The organism is Streptomyces sp. NPDC101219, from assembly GCF_044767675.1.
Taxonomy (GTDB): Bacteria; Actinomycetota; Actinomycetes; order Streptomycetales; family Streptomycetaceae; genus Streptomyces.
In genome coordinates, this window is record NZ_JBIWOK010000009.1 from 192036 (window position 1) to 210561 (window position 18526).

General features: G+C 73.2%; 18 protein-coding genes and 1 tRNA gene. 5 read left to right on the forward strand and 14 right to left on the reverse strand.

Annotation, left to right across the window (positions count from 1 at the left end):
- Positions 1-61: 61 nt before the first annotated feature.
- Positions 62-424: a hypothetical protein gene (locus ACIRPP_RS20015; protein WP_403644397.1), complete on the reverse strand. Its 363-nt coding sequence runs from the start codon at positions 422-424 to the stop codon at positions 62-64.
- 167 nt (positions 425-591) lie between these two features.
- On the opposite strand from ACIRPP_RS20015, the gene ACIRPP_RS20020 reads away from it, so the two are divergent.
- A complete protein-coding gene (locus ACIRPP_RS20020) occupies positions 592-1086 on the forward strand; it encodes a DUF3830 family protein (protein ID WP_192235899.1) in 495 nt (164 codons plus the stop codon).
- On the opposite strand, the gene ACIRPP_RS20025 is transcribed toward ACIRPP_RS20020, so the two are convergent.
- Positions 1067-2497: an amidase gene (locus tag ACIRPP_RS20025; protein ID WP_403644401.1), complete on the reverse strand. Its 1431-nt coding sequence runs from the start codon at positions 2495-2497 to the stop codon at positions 1067-1069. The genes ACIRPP_RS20020 and ACIRPP_RS20025 overlap by 20 nt on opposite strands.
- A gap of 17 nt (positions 2498-2514) precedes the next feature.
- Complete coding sequence (locus ACIRPP_RS20030) at positions 2515-3498, reverse strand: D-2-hydroxyacid dehydrogenase (protein WP_403644404.1); 984 nt, start codon at positions 3496-3498, stop codon at positions 2515-2517.
- A 181-nt stretch (positions 3499-3679) separates the two neighbouring features.
- Here ACIRPP_RS20030 and ACIRPP_RS20035 point away from each other — a divergent pair, with 181 nt between their 5' ends.
- Entirely contained in the window at positions 3680-4513 is an 834-nt protein-coding gene (locus tag ACIRPP_RS20035; protein WP_164343808.1) for an aspartate/glutamate racemase family protein, read from the forward strand.
- On the forward strand, positions 4510-5241 hold the full coding sequence (locus ACIRPP_RS20040) for a decarboxylase (RefSeq protein ID WP_384670057.1): 732 nt from the start codon (positions 4510-4512) through the stop codon (positions 5239-5241). The genes ACIRPP_RS20035 and ACIRPP_RS20040 overlap by 4 nt, the downstream gene beginning before the upstream one ends.
- A gap of 31 nt (positions 5242-5272) precedes the next feature.
- Here ACIRPP_RS20040 and ACIRPP_RS20045 read toward each other — a convergent pair whose 3' ends face one another.
- Positions 5273-5629: an antibiotic biosynthesis monooxygenase family protein gene (locus ACIRPP_RS20045; protein WP_403644407.1), complete on the reverse strand. Its 357-nt coding sequence runs from the start codon at positions 5627-5629 to the stop codon at positions 5273-5275.
- Positions 5630-6122: 493 nt separating this feature from the next.
- Between ACIRPP_RS20045 and ACIRPP_RS20050 the strand changes: the two genes are divergently transcribed.
- Complete coding sequence (locus ACIRPP_RS20050) at positions 6123-7232, forward strand: LLM class flavin-dependent oxidoreductase (protein ID WP_403644410.1); 1110 nt, start codon at positions 6123-6125, stop codon at positions 7230-7232.
- Here the strand turns inward: ACIRPP_RS20050 and ACIRPP_RS20055 are convergent.
- On the reverse strand, positions 7205-9154 hold the full coding sequence (locus tag ACIRPP_RS20055; protein ID WP_403644413.1) for a putative bifunctional diguanylate cyclase/phosphodiesterase: 1950 nt from the start codon (positions 9152-9154) through the stop codon (positions 7205-7207). The genes ACIRPP_RS20050 and ACIRPP_RS20055 overlap by 28 nt on opposite strands.
- 432 nt (positions 9155-9586) lie before the next feature.
- Between ACIRPP_RS20055 and ACIRPP_RS20060 the strand changes: the two genes are divergently transcribed.
- Positions 9587-10828 carry a M6 family metalloprotease domain-containing protein gene (locus ACIRPP_RS20060; protein ID WP_403644416.1) on the forward strand — a complete coding sequence of 414 codons (1242 nt, stop codon included), beginning with the start codon at positions 9587-9589 and terminating at the stop codon, positions 10826-10828.
- An 84-nt stretch (positions 10829-10912) separates the two neighbouring features.
- Here the strand turns inward: ACIRPP_RS20060 and ACIRPP_RS20065 are convergent.
- The 9 genes from ACIRPP_RS20065 to ACIRPP_RS20105 form a co-directional block, all read right to left on the reverse strand.
- A tRNA-Lys gene (locus ACIRPP_RS20065) sits at positions 10913-10986 on the reverse strand.
- A complete protein-coding gene (locus ACIRPP_RS20070) occupies positions 10977-11615 on the reverse strand; it encodes a bifunctional DNA primase/polymerase (RefSeq protein ID WP_403644419.1) in 639 nt (212 codons plus the stop codon). Before ACIRPP_RS20070 ends, ACIRPP_RS20065 begins: the two co-directional genes overlap by 10 nt.
- Positions 11616-11770: 155 nt before the next feature.
- Complete coding sequence (locus tag ACIRPP_RS20075; protein ID WP_403644421.1) at positions 11771-12136, reverse strand: hypothetical protein; 366 nt, start codon at positions 12134-12136, stop codon at positions 11771-11773.
- Between the two features lie 223 nt (positions 12137-12359).
- Complete coding sequence (locus ACIRPP_RS20080; protein WP_403644424.1) at positions 12360-12788, reverse strand: DUF5959 family protein; 429 nt, start codon at positions 12786-12788, stop codon at positions 12360-12362.
- Complete coding sequence (locus ACIRPP_RS20085; protein WP_403644426.1) at positions 12781-13425, reverse strand: hypothetical protein; 645 nt, start codon at positions 13423-13425, stop codon at positions 12781-12783. Before ACIRPP_RS20085 ends, ACIRPP_RS20080 begins: the two co-directional genes overlap by 8 nt.
- Positions 13422-14771 carry an AAA domain-containing protein gene (locus ACIRPP_RS20090; protein ID WP_403644428.1) on the reverse strand — a complete coding sequence of 450 codons (1350 nt, stop codon included), beginning with the start codon at positions 14769-14771 and terminating at the stop codon, positions 13422-13424. Before ACIRPP_RS20090 ends, ACIRPP_RS20085 begins: the two co-directional genes overlap by 4 nt.
- On the reverse strand, positions 14768-16363 hold the full coding sequence (locus tag ACIRPP_RS20095) for a hypothetical protein (RefSeq protein ID WP_403644431.1): 1596 nt from the start codon (positions 16361-16363) through the stop codon (positions 14768-14770). Before ACIRPP_RS20095 ends, ACIRPP_RS20090 begins: the two co-directional genes overlap by 4 nt.
- A complete protein-coding gene (locus ACIRPP_RS20100) occupies positions 16354-17493 on the reverse strand; it encodes a hypothetical protein (RefSeq protein WP_403644637.1) in 1140 nt (379 codons plus the stop codon). Before ACIRPP_RS20100 ends, ACIRPP_RS20095 begins: the two co-directional genes overlap by 10 nt.
- Complete coding sequence (locus ACIRPP_RS20105) at positions 17444-18403, reverse strand: phosphatase PAP2 family protein (protein WP_403644433.1); 960 nt, start codon at positions 18401-18403, stop codon at positions 17444-17446. The genes ACIRPP_RS20100 and ACIRPP_RS20105 overlap by 50 nt, the downstream gene beginning before the upstream one ends.
- Positions 18404-18526: the final 123 nt, after the last annotated feature.

Consider the following 18526-nt stretch of genomic DNA (forward strand, 5'->3'; position numbering starts at 1 on the left):
TCGGGCCGGGTGGGCCGGCCCGGGTGGGGGGTGGTGTGGATCCGGTGACGGCGCGGTCAATTCACCAGGCCATGCTGATGTGGGTGCTCAGGCGGTACGGCATGGTCAGTTTGAGATTTCCCTTGGGCATGTTCTTGCAGGTGAACGTCTTCTTCTTCCAGTTCTCGCGGACTTCACCCGTGCAGATGATCTTGCCCTTGTGGCGGATGTCCCAGGCGTATCGCGTCGCCTTGTTGCCGCTGTTGTCCACGGTCACGCGGATCGTCTGCTTCTTCGGGTTGACCTTGCCCAGGACGCAGTTGGCCGGGCCGTTGGTGCACCTCTTCGACACGCTCGCAGCCTGCGCGGGGGCCGCCGCGCCGAATGCCACTCCGGCACTCAGGGCCACGGCGAGAAATCCGAGTGCGGCGCGTTGCTTGGACATGGGGGAATTCCCTTCGGTGGTTCCGGGGGATGACACCGGGAATTCTGCTGGAAAGGGCGCGACCGTTTCTATTGCCCTTTGGTGAGGTGACCGAAAGTGCAATCGCCGTCCCGTGCTTGGCCCGCCCGCGGGCCGGGTAGATGCCGGGAAACCCAAAGGGAGGCGGAATGGCAGAACGCCATGTCGAAGTCGCACTCGAACGGCGTGGTGTGCGCGGCACGGCCGTGCTCCTCGACGACCGGGCACCGGTGACCTGCGCCGCGGTCTGGGACGCGCTGCCCCTGGGCGGCGACGTCTACCACGCCAAGTACGCGCGGAACGAGATCTACGCCCTCTTCCCGCCCTTCGCGGACGCCGAGCCGCCCCTGGAGAACCCGACCGTCACCCCCATCCCGGGCGACCTCTGCTACTTCTCCTTCGCCGGCGCCGAACTGGGCACGAAGGCGTACGGCTACGACCGCGAGGTCCGCCCCGGCACGACGGTGGTCGACCTGGCCCTGTTCTACGAACGCAACAACCTGCTGCTGAACGGCGACGTCGGCTGGGTGCCGGGCATCGTCTGGGGCCGGGTGGTGGACGGCCTGGCCGAGCTCGCCGAGGCGTGCAACGACCTGTGGCGCACCGGGGCGGCGGGGGAGACGCTCAGCTTCCGCCGGGCGTGACCCCCGCCCCGGCGGCGGGGCCGGCCGCCACCCCCGCCTCGTACAGCGCGTGCGCGGCCCGCAGCACCAGCGCGTCCCGGTGGCGGGCGGCCACCAGCTGCAGGCCGATGGGCAGACCGTCCGCGTCCCTGCCCACCGGCACGGACGCCGCGGGCTGCTGCGTCATGTTGAACGGATAGGTGAACGGCGTCCAGCCCGTCCAGCGGCGCAGGCCGGAGCCCTTCGGCACCTCCGCGCCCGCCTCGAACGCCGTGCCCGGCATCGTCGGCGTCACCAGCAGGTCGTAGGTGTCGTGGAAGCGGCCCATCCGGCGGCCCAGGTCCATGCGCACGTCCACCGCGGCCAGGTAGTCCAGCGCCGACAGCCGCGCACCGCTCGCGCAGATCTCCCGCAGCCCCGGATCCAGCCGGGCCCGCTGCCCCGGGCCCAGGTGCTGCGTCACCCGGGCCGCCCCGGCGAACCACAGCGCGTGGAACGCCTCCACCGGGTCCACGAAATCCGGATCCGTCTCCTCCACGTACGCCCCGAGACCGGCCAGCCGCTCCACCGCCCGCCGCACCGCAGCCGCCACCTCCGGCCGCACCGCCACCTGCCCGCCCAGCGTCGGCGAGTACGCCACCCGCAGTCCCCGCACCCCGCCCGTGAGCCCCGCCGAGAAGGAACCGGCCGACGGCGGCAGCGCCGACCAGTCGCGCGAGTCCGCCCCGCCGATCACGTCCATCAGCAGCGCCGCGTCCGCCGCGTCCCGGGTCATCGGGCCGACGTGGGCCAGCGTGCCGAACGCGCTCGCCGGATACAGCGGCACCCGCCCGTACGTCGGCTTCAGTCCGAAGATGCCGCAGAACGACGCCGGGATGCGCACACTGCCGCCGCCGTCCGTGCCCAGCGCCAGCGGCCCCGCGCCCAGGGCCACGGCCGCCGCCGCACCCCCGCTCGACCCGCCCGCGGTGCGCGCCGGGTCGTGCGGGTTGCGGGTGACGCCGCTGAGCGGGGAGTCCGTCACGCCCTTCCAGCCGAACTCCGGCGTCGTCGTCTTGCCCAGGAACACCGCGCCGTGCTCCCGCAGTCGCGCCACCGACGGCGCGTCCTCGTCCCAGCGGCCCGCCGGGTCGACCGTCAGCGAGCCCTTCAGCGTCGGCGCGCCCCGCAGCAGCAGGATGTCCTTCACGGTCACCGGCACCCCGTCCAGCAGCCCGCGCGGCTCGCCGCGCCGCCACCGCTCCTCGGACGCGGCGGCCTGCTCCAGGGCCTCCCCGTCCGTCAGCCGCACGAAGGCGTTCACCTCCGGCTGGATCTCCTCGGCCCGCGCGAGCGCCGCCCGCGTCGCCGCCACCGGGCCGAACTCACCCCCGCGGTAGCCGTCGAGGAGTTGTACGGCGGTCAGGTCGGTCAGCTCGGTGAACTCGGTCATCCACCCTCCCGGGGACGTCAGTGTCCGGGTACATACCCACGGTGTTTGTCGACCACGTTCGGCAGCGGCTCGCCTGCTGCCCACAGTTCGAAGAACTCCACGAACTGGGCGGCGAGTTCGTCCCGCCAGCCGACGGTGTCACCACTCATGTGGGGGGACACCACCAGACCCGGCACCTCCCACAGCGGGCTGTCGGGGGACAGCGGCTCCGACTCGAAGACATCCAGGGCCGCGCCCGCGATCCAGCGCCGCCGCAGCGCCTCGGCCAGGTCGTCCTCGACGACGAGCTGCCCGCGGCCGATGTTGACGAAGTGCGCGGAGGGCTGCATCACCCCGAAGCGGCGCGCGTCGAACATGCCGCGGGTGTCGTCGGTCAGCGGCGCCGCGGCGACCACCCAGTCCGCCCGCGACAGCAGCCGGTCCAGCTCGCCCGGGCCGTACACCCCGGCCCGCGCGGTCCGCCCGACCAGGGCCGTCGTCACCCCGAGCGCGCGCAGCAGGTCCGCGATCGCCCGGCCGATCGGCCCGGAACCGACCACGCACGCCCGGGTCCCGGCGACCCTGCGGGTCTCCCGGTGCCGCCAGGTCCGCTCCCGCTGGAGGGCGAGCGTCCGCGGCAGGTCCTTCGCCAGCGCCAGCACCAGCGCCGCGACGTACTCGGCGATCGGCCCGTCGAAGATGCCCCGGGCGTTGGTGACGACCGTCGGGGAGCCGGCCAGTTCCGGCCCGAGGAGATGGTCCACGCCCGCGCTCGCGGTGTGCACCCAGCGCGGCCGGGGGCCCTCTCCCGGCCAGGCGGCGCGCACCGCGTGCGAGGTGAAGTCCCACACCAGCAGCACGTCCGCGTGCGGCAGCCGCTCCGCGAGCGTCGAGGCGTCCGCGTGCTCGATCCGGGCCCGGCCGGTCAGCCGGCCCAGGCGGGGCGGGGGATCCGCGTCCAGCACGAGGACCGTGGGGACGGCGGGGGTGGCAGGGACGGAAGAGGTGCGGGGGGTGGTCATAGCCGCCGTTTCTGCGCCGTGGCCGAAAGTCTCAGATGCGCGGATTGACCACGCTCGCACCCGAACCTACCGTCGTCAACACGGGCGTTCCGACGATCCGTTGTGTGCTCCTTGCGTGCTCCTCACGGGCCACCCGCCGGTCCGTCGTGGGCTCGTCCCCCAGCGTGAGGCCGGTGCTGACATGGACGTCTCCCTTCTCGGTGGACCGGGTCCGCAGCGCGGGGTCGGTGTCGTGGCCCCCTTCGACTTCGCCCTGGACCGGGAACTGTGGCGCTGGGTCCCCGACGACGTGTCCCTGCACCTGACCCGCACGCCCTACGTGCCGGTCGAGGTCAGTCTCGACCTCGCCCGCCTGATCAGCGAGCACGAGACCCTCGGCAACGCGGTGCGCACCCTCACCGCCGTCACCCCCGAGGTCGTCGCCTACGCCTGCACCTCGGGCAGCTTCGTCGGCGGGACCATGGGCGAACGCGCGATGTGCGAGGCCATGAGCCGGACGGGCCGGGTCCCGGCGATCACCACCTCGGGCGCGCTGCTGGAGGCCCTGGTGGAACTGGACGTGCGCCGGGTGGCGCTGGTGACGCCCTACACCGTCTCGGTGACCCGGGCGCTGGAGGGCTACGTCGCCCAGGCGGGCGTCACGGTCACCGGCTGCGCCTTCATGGGCCTGACCCGGCACATCTGGAAGGTCACCTACCGCGAGGTGGTCGACATGGCCCGGCAGGCAGCGGTGCGCGGCCCCCTCGGCCCGGCCGACGCGCTGTTCCTGTCCTGCACCAACCTCCCGACCTACGACGTCATCCCGCAGCTGGAGGCCGAACTGCGCATCCCGGTCATCTCGGCCAACCAGGTGACCATGTGGGCGGCGTTGCGCCGATTGGGTACCCGAGCGGTGGGACCGTATCAGGCGCTGATCGACATGTCGGCGCGCTCCGGGCCCGTACTGCCGGACCAGGCGTCCGGCTCCGTACTGCCGGACGTGCCGGAAGAGAAACAGCAGGAAGGCTGGACATGACCGCACTGGGATTCCTCTACCCGGGACACTCCGCCGAGGACGACTATCCGCGCATCGAGCAGCTGCTGGGCAGCGACGTACGGGTGGACCTGGTGCACACCGACATCGGTGAGGACGCGCACCGGGTCGACGCGCTGCGCGAGATGGGCTCCCCGGAACGGCTCGCGGCCGGGGTGGAGCAGCTGCGGCTCACCGGCGCCGACGCGGTGGTGTGGGCCTGCACCAGCGGCAGCTTCGTGCACGGCTGGGACGGTGCCCAGCAGCAGGTGCGGTCCCTGGCCATGGCGGCGGGCATGCCCGCCTCCTCCACCTCCTTCGCCTTCGTGCACGCGGTGCGGGAGATGGGCGCGAGCCGGGTGGCGGTCGGCGCGACCTACCCGGACGACGTGGCCGCGCTGTTCTCCGGCTTCCTGCGGACCGGCGGCATCGAGGTCACCGGCGTGCGCAGCTCCGGCATCATCACCGCGGCGGAGGTCGGCACCTGGGGCGAGGCGGAGCTGTTCGCCCTGGCCCGCGCGGCCGACCACCCCGACGCGGAGCTGCTGCTCCTCCCGGACACCGCCCTGCACACCGCCGCCCACATCCCCGACCTGGAGAAGGACCTGGGCAAGCCGGTCCTCACCGCCAACCAGGTCACCGTCTGGGAGGGCCTGCGCCTGGCCGACCGCCGGGTCAACGCCCCCGCCCTCGGTGCGCTGTTCACCCGGGAGCCGATCGTCCAGGCGTAGGGCCCGTGCGCTCCCGCGGGCGCGCCCGTCGTCAGGAGCCCGGCGCACCGGCCGTACCGGCCGGGGCCGGCACGCCCGCCTCGGTGTAGTTCGCGACGTCCGCCTCGATGCCGGCCCGCGCGAAGAACTCGGCCGGGCGGAACGACGCGGCCCGGTGCGCCCGCTCGACCACCGGCCGGGCCGCCGCGAGGTCGTCGGCGGAACGCCACCGGACCAGGGTGACGACGTTGAACCGGCCGGGGCCCGACTGCTGCTCCAGCAGGACGTCGTCGAGGAAGCCGGGCTGCTCCCGGAGCAGGGCGTGCGTGCGGCGCACGTGCCGCCAGAACTCCTCCCGGGCGGTGTCGGGCACCGCGAACTTGTCGACGCGATAGACGGTCGTCGTCATGGGAAACCTCCGTGAGCAGGGGCCGGTGCCGGGGGCGCCCGGGCCGGACCGGATACGGGACCGCTGCCGACGCTCGCACCTCAAGCTCGGTTCAGGTCAAGCGCGGAATCCGGGGACCGGTGCACTGGGGGTTCGCCGTGGCCGTACCGGGGGCTGCCCCGGAAGCCACCCGGTGCTGCTGCCCCTGACGCAGCCGCCCCCGGAATGCTCCCGCTACGCCCGGCCCCCGGGAATAACCGGGGACTGTCCCCTGTTCCGTACCGGCAGGGCGGCGCGCGGGCCGCGCACGTCCGCGGCGTGCCGCCGCGCGGACCGCCCCGCACGACAGACCGACCCGCACGACAGACCGACCCGACCGGGACGACTCCGGCCGCCGCGCCGCGCAGACCGACCCGGACGACAGACCGACCCGACCGGGACGACAGACCGACCCGGACGACAGACCGACCCGACCGGGACGACAGACCTGCCGAGACACAGGAGGCACCCCACCGTGGCCGCAGACGACACCGCAGCCGACGAGATCCGCGGCACGGCGCTGGGGAGCGCCCCCGTCCCCCTTTCCGTCCTGGACCTGGTCACCGTCGGCGCCGGGAGCACCGCCACCGACGCCCTGCGCACCAGTGTCGAGCTGGCCCGGCTGGCGGAGTCCCGCGGCTTCCACCGCCACTGGGTCGCCGAGCACCACTCCATGCCCGGCGTGGCCTCCTCGTCGCCCGCCGTGATCCTGGCCCACCTCGCCGCCCACACCAGCCGCATCCGGCTCGGCTCGGGCGGCGTGATGCTGCCCAACCACGCCCCGCTCGTCATCGCCGAGCAGTTCGGCACGCTGGAGGCGCTGGCGCCGGGGCGGATCGACCTCGGGCTCGGCCGCGCCCCCGGCACGGACGGGGCCACGGCCGCCGCCCTGCGCCGCACCGACCGGCTGAACGAGGGCGCCGACGACTTCCCGCAGCAGCTCGCCGAACTCACCCGGTTCCTCGACGACGACTTCCCCGACGGCCACCCCTACCGGCGCATCCACGCGGTGCCCGGCCCGGTGCAGGCCACCTCGCCCGGCGGGGTGCAGTCCCCGCACCGGCCGCCCGTCTGGCTGCTCGGCTCCTCCGGCTTCAGCGCCCAGCTGGCCGGCATGCTGGGCCTGCCCTTCGCCTTCGCGCACCACTTCTCGGCGCGGAACACCATCCCGGCGCTGGACCTCTACCGCGAGTCGTTCCGCCCCAGCGAGGTGCTCGACGCGCCCTACGCTCTCATCGGCGTGTCCGCGCTCGCGACCGAGGACGAGAAGGAGGCCCGCCGGCAGGTGCTGGCCGCCGCGCTGAACATGGTGCGGCTGCGCACCGGCCGCCCCGGACTGGTGCCCACCCCGGAGGAGGCGGAGGCGTACCCCTTTAGCCCGACGGAGCGGGACTTCGTCGACTCCTGGAACGCCAACGTCGTCTTCGGCACCCCGGACGAGGTCCGCGCGGGCCTGGACGAGCTGCACAAGCGCACCGGCGCCGACGAACTGATGATCACCGCCAACGCGCACGGCGGTGACATCCGCCTGCGCTCCTACGCCCTGATCGCCGACGCCTACGGGTTGCCCGCGACGCCCGCCTGAACACCGGGCTCGGCCAGCAGCGCGGAGATGCGGTCCGGGGACACCGGGCGGGAGTAGAGCCAGCCCTGCCCGGTGTCGCACCCGATGCGGCGCAGCCGGGTCGCCTGCGCCGAGGTCTCCACGCACTCGGCGGTGACGGTCAGGCCGAGCCGGTGGGCGAGCTGCACCATCGCCTCGACGATGACCTCGTCCGCCGGGTTCGGCGCGGCGGCGGCCCGCTCCTCGTACTGGAAGCCCCGGACGAAGGAGCCGTCCAGCTTGAGCACCGACACCGGCAGCCGGCTCAGGTAGGCCAGGTTGGAGTAGCCGGTGCCGAAGTCGTCGATGGCGATGCGCACGCCCATGTCGCTGAGCGCCTTCAGGGCCTGGAGCGGGCGGCCGGAGGAGCCCATCACGGCCGACTCGGTCAGCTCCAGCTGCAGCAGGTGCGGGGCGAGGCCCGTCTCGTCGAGGGTCTCGGCGACGTCGGCCACCAGGTCGGAGTCCCAGACCTGACGGACCGCCACGTTGACGCTGACGAAGATGGGCGGGTCGTCGGGGTGCTCGACCTGCCAGCGACGGGCCTGCCGGCACGCCGTGCGCAGCACCCAGCGGCCGAGCGGCACGATCGAACCGTCCTCCTCGGCCAGGCCGATGAACCGATTCGGCGTGAGCGTGCCGAACTGCGGGTGGTTCCAGCGGACCAGGGCCTCCACGCCGTGCACCCGGTCGTCCTCCATGCCCACCAGCGGCTGGTACTCCAGCGCGAACTCGCCCCGCTCGATGGCCGGGCGGAGGGTGGAGGCCAGGGCCTGGCGGGTCATGCGGTGGGCGTTGCGTTCCGGGTCGAACAGGGTCCAGCGGGACTTGCCGTCGGCCTTCGCCCAGTACAGCGTCGTGTCGGCGGCCTGCATCAGGGCGGTGGGCGTGGTCCCGGCGGCGTGCCGCTCGACCACGCCGATGGAGGCGGACACCGACAGCTGCCGCCCGCCCAGGTCGAAGGGTTCCTGGACGGCGGCGAGGACCGACTCGGCGAGCTCGGCGAGCTGTTCGGTGCCGGTGGAGTCCTCGACCAGGACGGCGAACTCGTCGCCGCCGAGCCGCGCCACCAGCGGGGTGGCGGTCCGCGTTCGGCCCGCTTCCTCCGCGCAGCGCGTGAGGCGTTCGGCGACGGCGGTCAGCAGCCGGTCGCCGATGCGGTGGCCGAGGGTGTCGTTGATGGCCTTGAAGCCGTCCAGGTCCAGGTAGCACAGCCCGATCCGGCCGCTGCCGCCGCGCTCGTAGGAGTCCTCCTCCAGCGCGGCCGTGAGCCGTTCGAAGAACAGGGTGCGGTTGGGCAGCCGGGTCACGGGGTCGTGCATCTCCAGGTGACGCAGCCGGTCCTGGAGTTCGCGGCGGGCGCTGATGTCGGCGACGGCCAGCAGCACGCCGTCGTCCCCGTCCTCGCCCGGGGGCAGCTGGGTGACGGTGACCTGCACCCACAGGGCTCCGGCCGACGGGTGCTTGAGGCGGCGGACGCAGTCGAGTTCCGGGCGGCGGCCGCGCAGCACCTCCAGGTAGGCGTGCCAGGTGCGGGCGTCGGAAGAGAGGTCGACGAGGTCGGCGGCGACCGTGCCGGCCAGCGCCTCCGGGGTGCTGTCCAGCAGGCCGGCGAGGGTCGCGTTGACGCCGACCACCATGCCCTCGCGGTCCACCACCGCCATCGCCAGCGGCGCGGCCGTGAAGACGGAGCGGTAGGACGGGGCGGCGGGAGCGGTCGGGCCCGTCCCAGGGGCCGGGGACGCCGGCGGGAGGGAGGGCGCGGGCGCCGGGGATGCCGGCTGGACGGAGGGCGCGGGTGCCGGGGAGGGGTCGGTACGGGTGGACGCCACGATCTCACTCTCCGTGACGATCGGTCGGTCCAGATCCACTGCGGACGCCGGTCCTTCGGAGGTTCCGCTCACCGCTCGCTCCCGCCATGCACTCGATTGCCGTTCGTGCAGGAAACTCTCAGGAAGTCTCAGGAAAGTGTGCCGATCATAGAGCTCGGCGCCAGACCCTTCCAGCCGGTGTTCAGTCTCGGGCATGGTCCGCTTCTCTGCCAGATCGTTTCTGCTCGCAGGTGGCGGGGTTCTGGGTCCCCTCGACCGGTTGTGACGTTCCGTGAATGCTCCGGGGGTGTCGCTCGGGCGCGAAAAGGGGCGCTCGCTCACCCGTCCGGTGCAGCCGAACAGGGCGTAGTGCGACAAACCACCACAGTCTGGGTGCGGTGTCCCGTGAACCGTCTCCCGGAGGTCCCCGTGCCGCGTCGGCTCCCGCTGCGAGGACTCGGTCGTGAGGCTCTGCGGGAATTGGGCCGATCGGGGGTACGCCCCCGACTGCGCAGCACCACCGCGGTGTGCACCACCCTGTCGGCGCTCGCGGCGACCTCCATGGTCTCCGCCCCCTCGGTGGCCGAACCCTTCTCCCCGGCCCCCTGCGCGCTGACCCGCACCGACGCCCACCACTCCGAGGGCCTGGACACCTGGAACGCCGCCTATCCCCGCCCCACCCGCCGGCTGGACGCGGTCATGGTGTTCCTGTCCTTCCCGGACGCGCACCCCCTGACCACGCCCGCCGACCTCACCGCGGACCACTTCCCGGCCACCACCGACTTCTTCGACCGGGCCTCCTACGGCAGGTTCACCCTCCGCCCGCACGCCCTGCAGCACTGGATCCGGATGCCGAACCCGTCCACCGCGTATGCCATACAGCGCGACTGGAGCCTCGCCCACCGGGCCGCCTACCTGCGCGACGCGCTCGCCGCCGCCGACCCCGTGGTCGACTTCTCGCAGTACGACATCGTGTACTTCGTCGCCGACCCGGACGCGCCCGGCGTGGACTCCGACGCCACGAAGGTCGTCAACCTGGACACCCCGCTGCGCGCCGACGGCACCGACATCCGCCGTGTCGTCACCGTGTTCGAGAACCATCCCCCGGACCGGCTGGTCCTCGCCCACGAGACCGGCCACGTCTTCGACCTGCCCGACCTCTACAACCGTCCCGTCGACGGCAAGGGCGACTGGGACACCCATGTGGGCGACTGGGACCTGATGGGCAGCCAGTTCGCGCTCGCCCCGGACCTGTTCGGCTGGCACAAGTGGAAGCTGGGCTGGCTGGAGCCCCGGCAGGTGCGGTGCGTGCGGGGCACGGACCCGGTGCGGCTGACCCTGGAGCCGCTGGGCGCGGGCCCGGACGTGCAGGTGACGGGGACGGCCGGCGCCCCGTCCTTCGGCCTGGGCCGGGGCACCAAGCTGGCGGTCGTGCGCACCGGCCCCGACAGCGTCCTCGCCTTCGAGGCCCGCGGCCGGATCGGCAACGACGCCGAGGCCTGCCGTGACGGGGTGCTCGTCTACCGGGTGCGCAGCGGCACCCGCTCCGGCGGCGGCCCCATCGAGGTGATCGACGCCCACCCGCACACCGAGGCGTGCGGCGAGGACTCGGTGTACCCGCCGCTCGCGGACGCGCCGGTCACCGCCGGCGAGAGCTTCACGGTGCCGGGGGAGAACGTCCGGGTGGAGGTGGAGGGGCGGACCGCGTCGGGGGCGTGGACGGTGCGCATCACCGTGGGCGGGACCGGGACCGCGGGGACGGCCTGAGGGCCGGGGCCACGCTTTGCCCTGACTGCCCCGACGGACAAATGGAGAGGCCCTCTGCTTCACGCAGAGGGCCTCTCCATGTCGTGCGCCGCCAGGGACTCGAACCCCGGACCCGCTGATTAAGAGTCAGCTGCTCTAACCAACTGAGCTAGCGGCGCCTGCTGACGTCGTAGACATTAGCATCCTGATCGGCGGGAGGAAAAATCGATATCCGCACCGCCGCGCGGGCCGCCCGGACGGCCGCCCACAGCAGGACCTCCGGCCCCGGCAGCCAGGGATGACGCGTGTCGGGAGCCACCAGCCAGCGCCCTCCGTGACCGCCCTGCGGCCCGGCTCCCGCGGCGGGCGGCACGGTCACCGCGTCGCCCGTCCCGTGGCACAGCAGCGGCGGCACGGCACCGGCCCGGCCGGCCTGCCGAAGTCCCCCGTCGGCCGCGCTCTCGGGCGCGCCGTGAATCTCGGAGGTGCCCCATTCCTCCCACTCCAGCAGCACGGGCAGGCGCTGGGCGGTGCCCGGGGCGGCGAAGAGCTGGATCCGGCCCCGGTACTGCGCCACCGGCCCCGAGCCCGGCCCCTCGTCCCACATCCGGTCCAGCATGCGGCGGCCGAACAGGGCGGGCGCGCTCACCACGTCGAAGACGGCACCGCAGGGCAGGACAAAGGGGGCGTCCGGGCGCTCCTCCCACAGGGCGAGGGTGCTGCGCGGATACGTGCCCGCCGAGGCGAGCCAGGCGGCACCGTCCGGGGTGAGGCCGCTGACGTCGGAGACCTTGCGTGTCCTGCTCATGAGGACCAGGTCTACCCGCTGTGAGGGAACGGTTCTCCAGAGTTGCCGGAATCGGGGACAGGGCGCCTGCCGACGGGGTATCTTGCCCACGTGGCATATGCCACGTCAGTTCGACCCGGATGCGGGGCCCCTTCGGGTGCGGCCTCGCGCGCGCCTCACAGGCTGTCGATGGACCCCGGACCCTCACCGGCACGCAGCAGATCCCGCCCGAACTCGACCATCTTCTTCGCGTAGTCCTCGGTCCACTGGGCGCGCTCCGCGATGTCGGCCGTCGTCAGCCGGTCGAAACGCCGGGGATCGGCCAGCTGCGCCGCCGCCAGCGCCTGGAACTCCACGGCCCGGTCCGTCGCGGCACGGAAGGCGAGCGTCAGCTCCGTCGCACGCTCCAGCAGCGCCCGCGGATCATCGATCGACTCCAGGTCGAAGAAGTGCTCGGGATCGGCGGCCGCCGCCGCGGGCTCGAACAGCAGGGGCGCGGGGCGTAGCCGCGGTGGGTCCTGACGCGGCGTGGGCTCCGCCATGTGCGTCTCCTTCTCGTACGTCGTCGCGGTCGTTCCTCCCCGCGAGCGGGGACACCCCTGGACAAGCGGGCCACCGCCCATTGTCCCGCGCCCCCGCAAGAGGGCGTCGGGACGCGGGGGCGGTTGCGGGAGCGTGCACCGGGGTGCGGTTGCGGCGGGTACCCCGGAGGGGGCGGCCGAGGGTGGGTGGAGCAGGTCGCGACCGGCAATCACGGAACAGCCGTCAGCCGGATTCCACGGCTCTTCGCGCCGCGTCCCACTTGAGCCGGTTCTTTTCCAACCAATCAAAGGCCACATCAATGGGTACGCACACGGAGATCTGGGTCGACGGAGAGTCGCACACCGTCACCTCCACCGGGTCATCCGGAACGACTTCCAGCCATGCGCCGCGATCTCCGGCCGGCCATTGAACCCCGTTATCAGCCTCAAGCGAATCCAGGCACTGACCCCATTCGTCCAGATCAGCAAGCGAGACCTGAAGGCCGACCCGTCCGGAGACGAAGGCGCTCTGCAGGACGATCTCAGCCGTGTAATAACGCTCCTCGCCCATCACCGTCGGGTTGTCCCACGTCACGTTGACGGTGACGGACTGTGCCGAATCATCGAACGTGAGGAGTTCTGCGCATCTCGCTGGGTGCGGATCATCATTCATGGTCGATCCTTGGAGCATCCCAGGCCGCAGGGTTCTCGGAAAATCTCGAGGACGGCACCCTGACGGTGGCGAGCGGTTCAGAGATCCACGATGCCTCCGGCGCCACGCCTGTGATCTTCTCGGTGAGCATCAACAGGTGCTCACCCGTAGCCTGCTCTCTCTGCAAACCCGCGAGCGCTTCATTCCACGAGGGATTCCAGCGTTCGTCATTCGGTCGAAGCGGGGCAATGACATCCATGGCGTCCTGTTCGTAGGCCACCACATCGCCCCCCACTGCGTAGCGAAAGCTGTTCACGCCCTCGTTGCCGAGTGTCAAGCTCAAGCATCGCCCTTCTTTCGAAAGGTCCCGGAGTACGGCAGGGACAGCGAAAGTCATCCCGATTGCTTCCACGGCGAAGACAAACTCCCGAACGCTTCCCAGTCCGACGAGGTCCACGTCGTGCTCGATCCGGGTGACCGCCTCTTCGGCTGACATCATCTCGACTCGTTCGGTGCCGCACCGGAGGTAGTCGATGACCTCCCTCAGGCTCGCACCCTCGATGAGGGCGAACGTGGGCGAGAGGTATTTTTCTTCCATCTCGGCAAGCCAGGCCGAGCTGCCGTCGGTCGTACCGCCGCCCCCGCGCACCGGGCTCACCCCCGCCACTCCACCCGGTGTTCCGCCAGGTGGGCCAGGACCGCGTGGTTGGCCTCCCAGCCGTCGGGGAACTTCACCAGCGTTCCGAGCTGGACCGGTTCTGTGGACGGGTAGGCGTCCAGGAGGTCGTCGACGCCTTCGCGGCAGACGACGATGCAGGCGTGCCGGTGGCGGGAGGCGAGGACGCAGAGGCGGCCGGTCTCCAGGTGGAAGGCGGTGGCGTCGGGGCGGCCGGAGAGCGGGTGGAGGACGACGGTGATGTCGTACTCGCGGCCCTGGAGGCGGTTGGCGGTGTCGACGACGACGTCGGTGACGCCGAGGGCGGCGAGGGCGGAGCGGACCGCGGCTGCCTGGTCGCGGTGGGCGGTGCCGACGGCGATGCGGTCGGCCGTCAAGGGGGCCGGGTCCGGGGAGCGTTCGGAGGTGGCCACGCCCTCGCGGTCCAGGAGGCGGCGGACCACCAGGGCGACGGCGCGCACCGCTTCCGGGTCGGTGCGCGGGGTGTGCGCGGCCGGGAGTTCCAGCAGGCCCCAGCCGGAGGCAGCCGCCTCGTCGATCACCCGGTCCGGGCCGGAGCCGTCCGACGGGACGGTGAAGGCGAGCGCCCGGTCGCCGTGGTCCGTGCCGCTGCGGAACGGGGTGTAGGGGTAGAAGGCGTCGGAGACCAGCGGGGCCGCGGAGGCGGGGAGGCGCCAGGAGACCGGGAGGCGGTGCTGGGGGAGGTCCGGGTTGTGCGCGAGGAGCGTGGTGACCGCCGACGCCGACGGGTCGTACGACAGGCCCGCCCACTGGTCGCCGCCCACGATGGAGAACGGGTCCAGCTGGCCGGGGTCGCCCACGAACAGCGCCCGCTCGAACAGGTTGGCCACGGCGAGCAGGGCGTCCGAGCGCATCTGGTACGCCTCGTCGACGATCGCGTGCCCCCACGGCTCGACGCCCTTGACGTGCGCCCACTTCGCGGCCGTGGAGATCACCACGTCCAGGCCGGCCAGGTCGGCCGCCTTCGCCGACTTCCGCACGTTGTCCAAGGCGTCGAGCGCCTTGTCGTACGGGTCGGCGTCGCTGCTGTGCAGGCGGCCCACCGGCAGGTCCGGGTCCTTCTCGGCGAGGCGCAGGACGAGGTCGTCGACCTGCGCGTTCGTCTGGGCGACCACCATCAGGGGGCGGCCGACCGCAGCCAGCTCCAGCGCCGCGCGGACCACCAGGGTGGACTTGCCTGCGCCGGGCGGGGAGTCGACCACGACACCGCGGGCCGTGCCGTGCAGCGTGTCGTGGAGGATGACGTCGGTGGCGCGGGTCGCCGCCGCTCCCGGGTGGAAGGCCTTCTCCTCGGCGGGGGCGGTCACAGCACGTCCTCCTCGGTCACCGGGTCGGCGGGCTCCGGCGCCCGCTCCTGGCCGGGCGGGCCGCCGTGCGTCCACGGGGTCTCCTCCGGGTCGGGCAGCTTCGCCCCGCCGCGCGGCTCGTGCTCGAACAGCGTGAAGCAGAGCCGGTCGCCCTTCTCCGGCACGGACCCCGGTTCGGGCTCCTTGCCCCGGCCCATGCGGTCCATGATCCGCAGCACCAGCAGGGCGCCGTCCTCCTCGGCCGCCACGAACTCCGCCGACTGCGGTTTCCCGTCCAGCGAGCGGTACACGCGGGCCCGCTCGGCGAGGTGCGGCCGGTCGTCGGTGCGGACGGTGACCAGCGGGCGGGGGCTCGGCCGCTTGCTCTCGCTGTACGCCATCACCACCTCGGTGACCTCACCGACGAACGCCTCCCCGGACAGCCGCCGGGCCGCCATCACCAGCGGGTCGTCGAGGGCCTCCTGCGCCTCCAGCCGGGCCTGCTCGCGCTCGCGCGTGGCCAGCTTGTTGGCGGCGGTGACCGCGTCGTCGCGGCGGGGCTGCGGCGGCTCACCGGCCACCACCCGGTCCCGGTGACCGGTGAAGGACCACCGGTCGCGCGTCCAGCGCTCCTCCACGTGGGCGCCCTCGGGCAGCGTCCGCAGCAGGTCCAGGCCCCGCCACACCGCGTCCCACGTGGGGCGGGTGCGGCTCTCGACGAGTGCGCGGATCCGCTGCTCGGCGGCGGTCACGTCACCGAGCCGGTCGTCGGCCTCGACACCGTCCTCGGCGGCGGCCAGCGCCGTGCGGGCGCGGTCGAAGCGCTCGATGGCCGGGGCGAGCAGCTTGTTGTCGAAGGCCGGGTCGGTCGCCGGGCCCGCGGGCGGGCACAGCAGCTGCCCCTGGTCGTCGCGCGTGAGCTCGGCCTCCCGCGCGGCCTCGGCACCCGAGCGCCCGGCGGGCGGGTCGATCCAGGCGAGCAGCGCGCCCAGGTGCTGGTCCTCCAGGGTGGACTGGCCGGTCGCCCAGTGCCGGGACAGCACATCGGTCAGGGCGAGCAGCAGCGACGAGCCGGGCACCCGGGCCCGCTCGCCGAAGTGGGTCAGCCACCGCCCGAGCAGCGGCACCCGGGGCGGTGCCGGGAACGGCGCCTCGGGGTCCTGCTCCGCCGTGCGCCGGAACCGGGTGGAGCGGCCGAGGAGGCGGACCAGGTCGATGCCGGCCCGGCTCGGCACGATCAGCTGGGGCGCATCCGCGCACAGCTCCACCTCGACCTTGACCCGCTTGCCGGTCTCCGGGTCCGTCTCGGACCGCTCGGCGGCCTCCACCACATCGCCGTACGCGTCCACGTACGGCAGGACGATGTCGGCCAGGTCGGCGAGGAAGCCGAACCGCAGGTCGCGGTCGCGCGGCTGCGGCACCACCAGCAGCCGGGGAGCGTCCCGGTCGGTGCCCACCAGCGCACCGAGCGGAGCCCCGGCCTCACCGGCGGTGGTGAGCGGCACGAACACCAGCGGCCGGGGCGACAGATGCCGGTGCCGGACGGTGGCGGCGGGCTGGGCGCGGCCGGTGTCCACCGCCTGCAGGCGGGCCAGCGTGGTGATCAGGGACACGGGGCGACCTCCGGGGCTGCCGTCCTCAGGGCCTCCGCCCGCAGGGCCGCCGCCCGGCGCAGCGCGGCCACCGCCGGATCGTCCGGGTCGCCCGCCTCGCCGCGGGCCGCGGCGAGCACGTCCTCCACCGTGGTCAGCCCGCCCAGTTCGGCCCGCACCGGACGGCCCAGGGAGGTGACCGCACCGGACGCGCGGGACCGGTCCCGGCAGTGGAAGGCCAGCTCGCAGGTGGACAGGCACTCCGGCGCGTACGTCGCCGGGACGGCCTCCACGGCGGCCGTCAGCTCCTCGGGAGGCAGCTCCGGCGAGAAGCAGATGCCCTCGGGCAGCGCGTCGGCGATGTCCTCGACGCGGGTGAGCCGGGCCAGCTGGCGGGCGGTCACCGCACGCTGCTTGCGCACGTCCACGGCGGACGCGGTGGGCAGGTTGGAGAAGTCCTTGGGGCACACCAGCAGGATCCGGTGCCGCACGCGCGGGGGCGGGTCGAGCCGCGCGGCCACCTCTTCGAGGGCTATCACGTAGACCGCGGCCTGCCGGGTCGCCGCGCCCACCTTCGCGGGGTCGGCGGCGCCGTCCAGCATTGGGAACGACTTGATCTCCACGACCGTCCAGCTGCCGTCCGGGTGCACGATCACCGCGTCCGGCTCCAGGTAGGCCACCGAGCCCGCGACGTCCAGCGCCAGCATCGGGTGGTCGAGCAGCGTCCAGGTGCCCGGCGAGGCGGTGGCCTCGCGCAGCGCCAGTGCAGTGCGCGCCGCGCGGCCCGAGGGGCCGACGGCGCTCAGGTCGGGCACATGGGTCCCGGCGGGAGGTTCGGCGGAGCGGTCCAGTCTCTCGTGGGCCAGGCGCAGCAGTTCCGTGCCGCCGTCGGCCTTGACCTTCGCCTCGAAGGCGTTGCCCCGCACGAGCGCGAACTGCGACTGCCCGAAGGCCGACGGCGCCCCCAGGGCCCGGGCCAGCGCCGCCTTGTCCACCCCGGCGCCGTCGAGGATCGCGCGCCGGCCGCAGCCCGGGTTGGCGGCCAGGGCGGCCAGGGCGCGCGCGTCCAGCGCCTTGGGCTGCGTCTCGGGGCCGCGCAGCTCAGCGAGCCGGTGCCGGAGCGCCCTCTCCCGTGTCCGCGGGGGCGGCACTCGGCTCGGCTCCTGGCCCGTACCGCGGCTCGACGTGCCGCTGCCGTGGAATTCGCTCACCCGCGGAAGTCTGGCATCCGGCACTGACATCCGGGGAACCCGCCGCGGAAGCCACCGCCGCGGGAAGCGCGGGGCGCGGCAGGAAACGGGCCTTGACCCGGTCCGCCCACCGCATCGCGGGCGCGGCCAGCAGCAGTCCGGCGCCCATCACGGCGGCGCCGGCGACCGCGTCCAGGAAGTAGTGGTTGGCGGTGCCCATCACCACGATCGTGGTGACCAGCGGATAGACGACGGCGAACGTCTTCACGGTGCGGGTCCGGCCGTGCCGCCAGAGGATCACGCCGCACCACAGCGCCCAGCCTACGTGCAGGCTCGGCATCGCCGCGTACTGGTTCGTCATGCCGCCCAGCCCGCGCGGGGCGCTGGCCTCGCCGCCCCACCAGCCCCAGGAGCTGTAGTGGGCCATGGTGTCCACGAAGCCGTGGCTCGCGTCGAGCAGCCGGGGCGGGCAGGTCGGCAGCAGCGTGAAGCCGATCAGCCCGATGAAGGTGGACACCATCAGCCAGGTGCGGGCGGCCCGGTAGTGCACGGCACGGGACCGGAACAGCCAGATCAGGACGGCCGGCGTCACCAGGTAGTGCAGGGAGGCGTACCAGAAGTCGGCGGGTATCCCCAGCCACGGCTCGTGGGTGAACCAGCGGTTCAGCGGGCTCTCCGCGTTCAGGTACAGCGCCTTCTCGATACGCAGGATGGCCAGGCCGTGGTCCACGGCGTCCGAGACGTCGCCCCGGACGACCAGGCGTCCCAGCGAGTAGCAGGCGTACACCAGGACGATCAGCGGCAGCTCGGTCCACCAGCGCAGCCGGGTCACCGGGGCCTCCTCGGTGCCCGGTTTCTCGCTGTGCGGCATCCGATCGCCCTCCCCCTTCGTCCTTGCCCGCGCCATCGGCGGTCAGCCACTCTACGGCGTCGGTCCACGCCCCCCGTGAGGCGCCCTCGGCCCTGATAGACGTCGGGATCGGGCCAGGGGTTG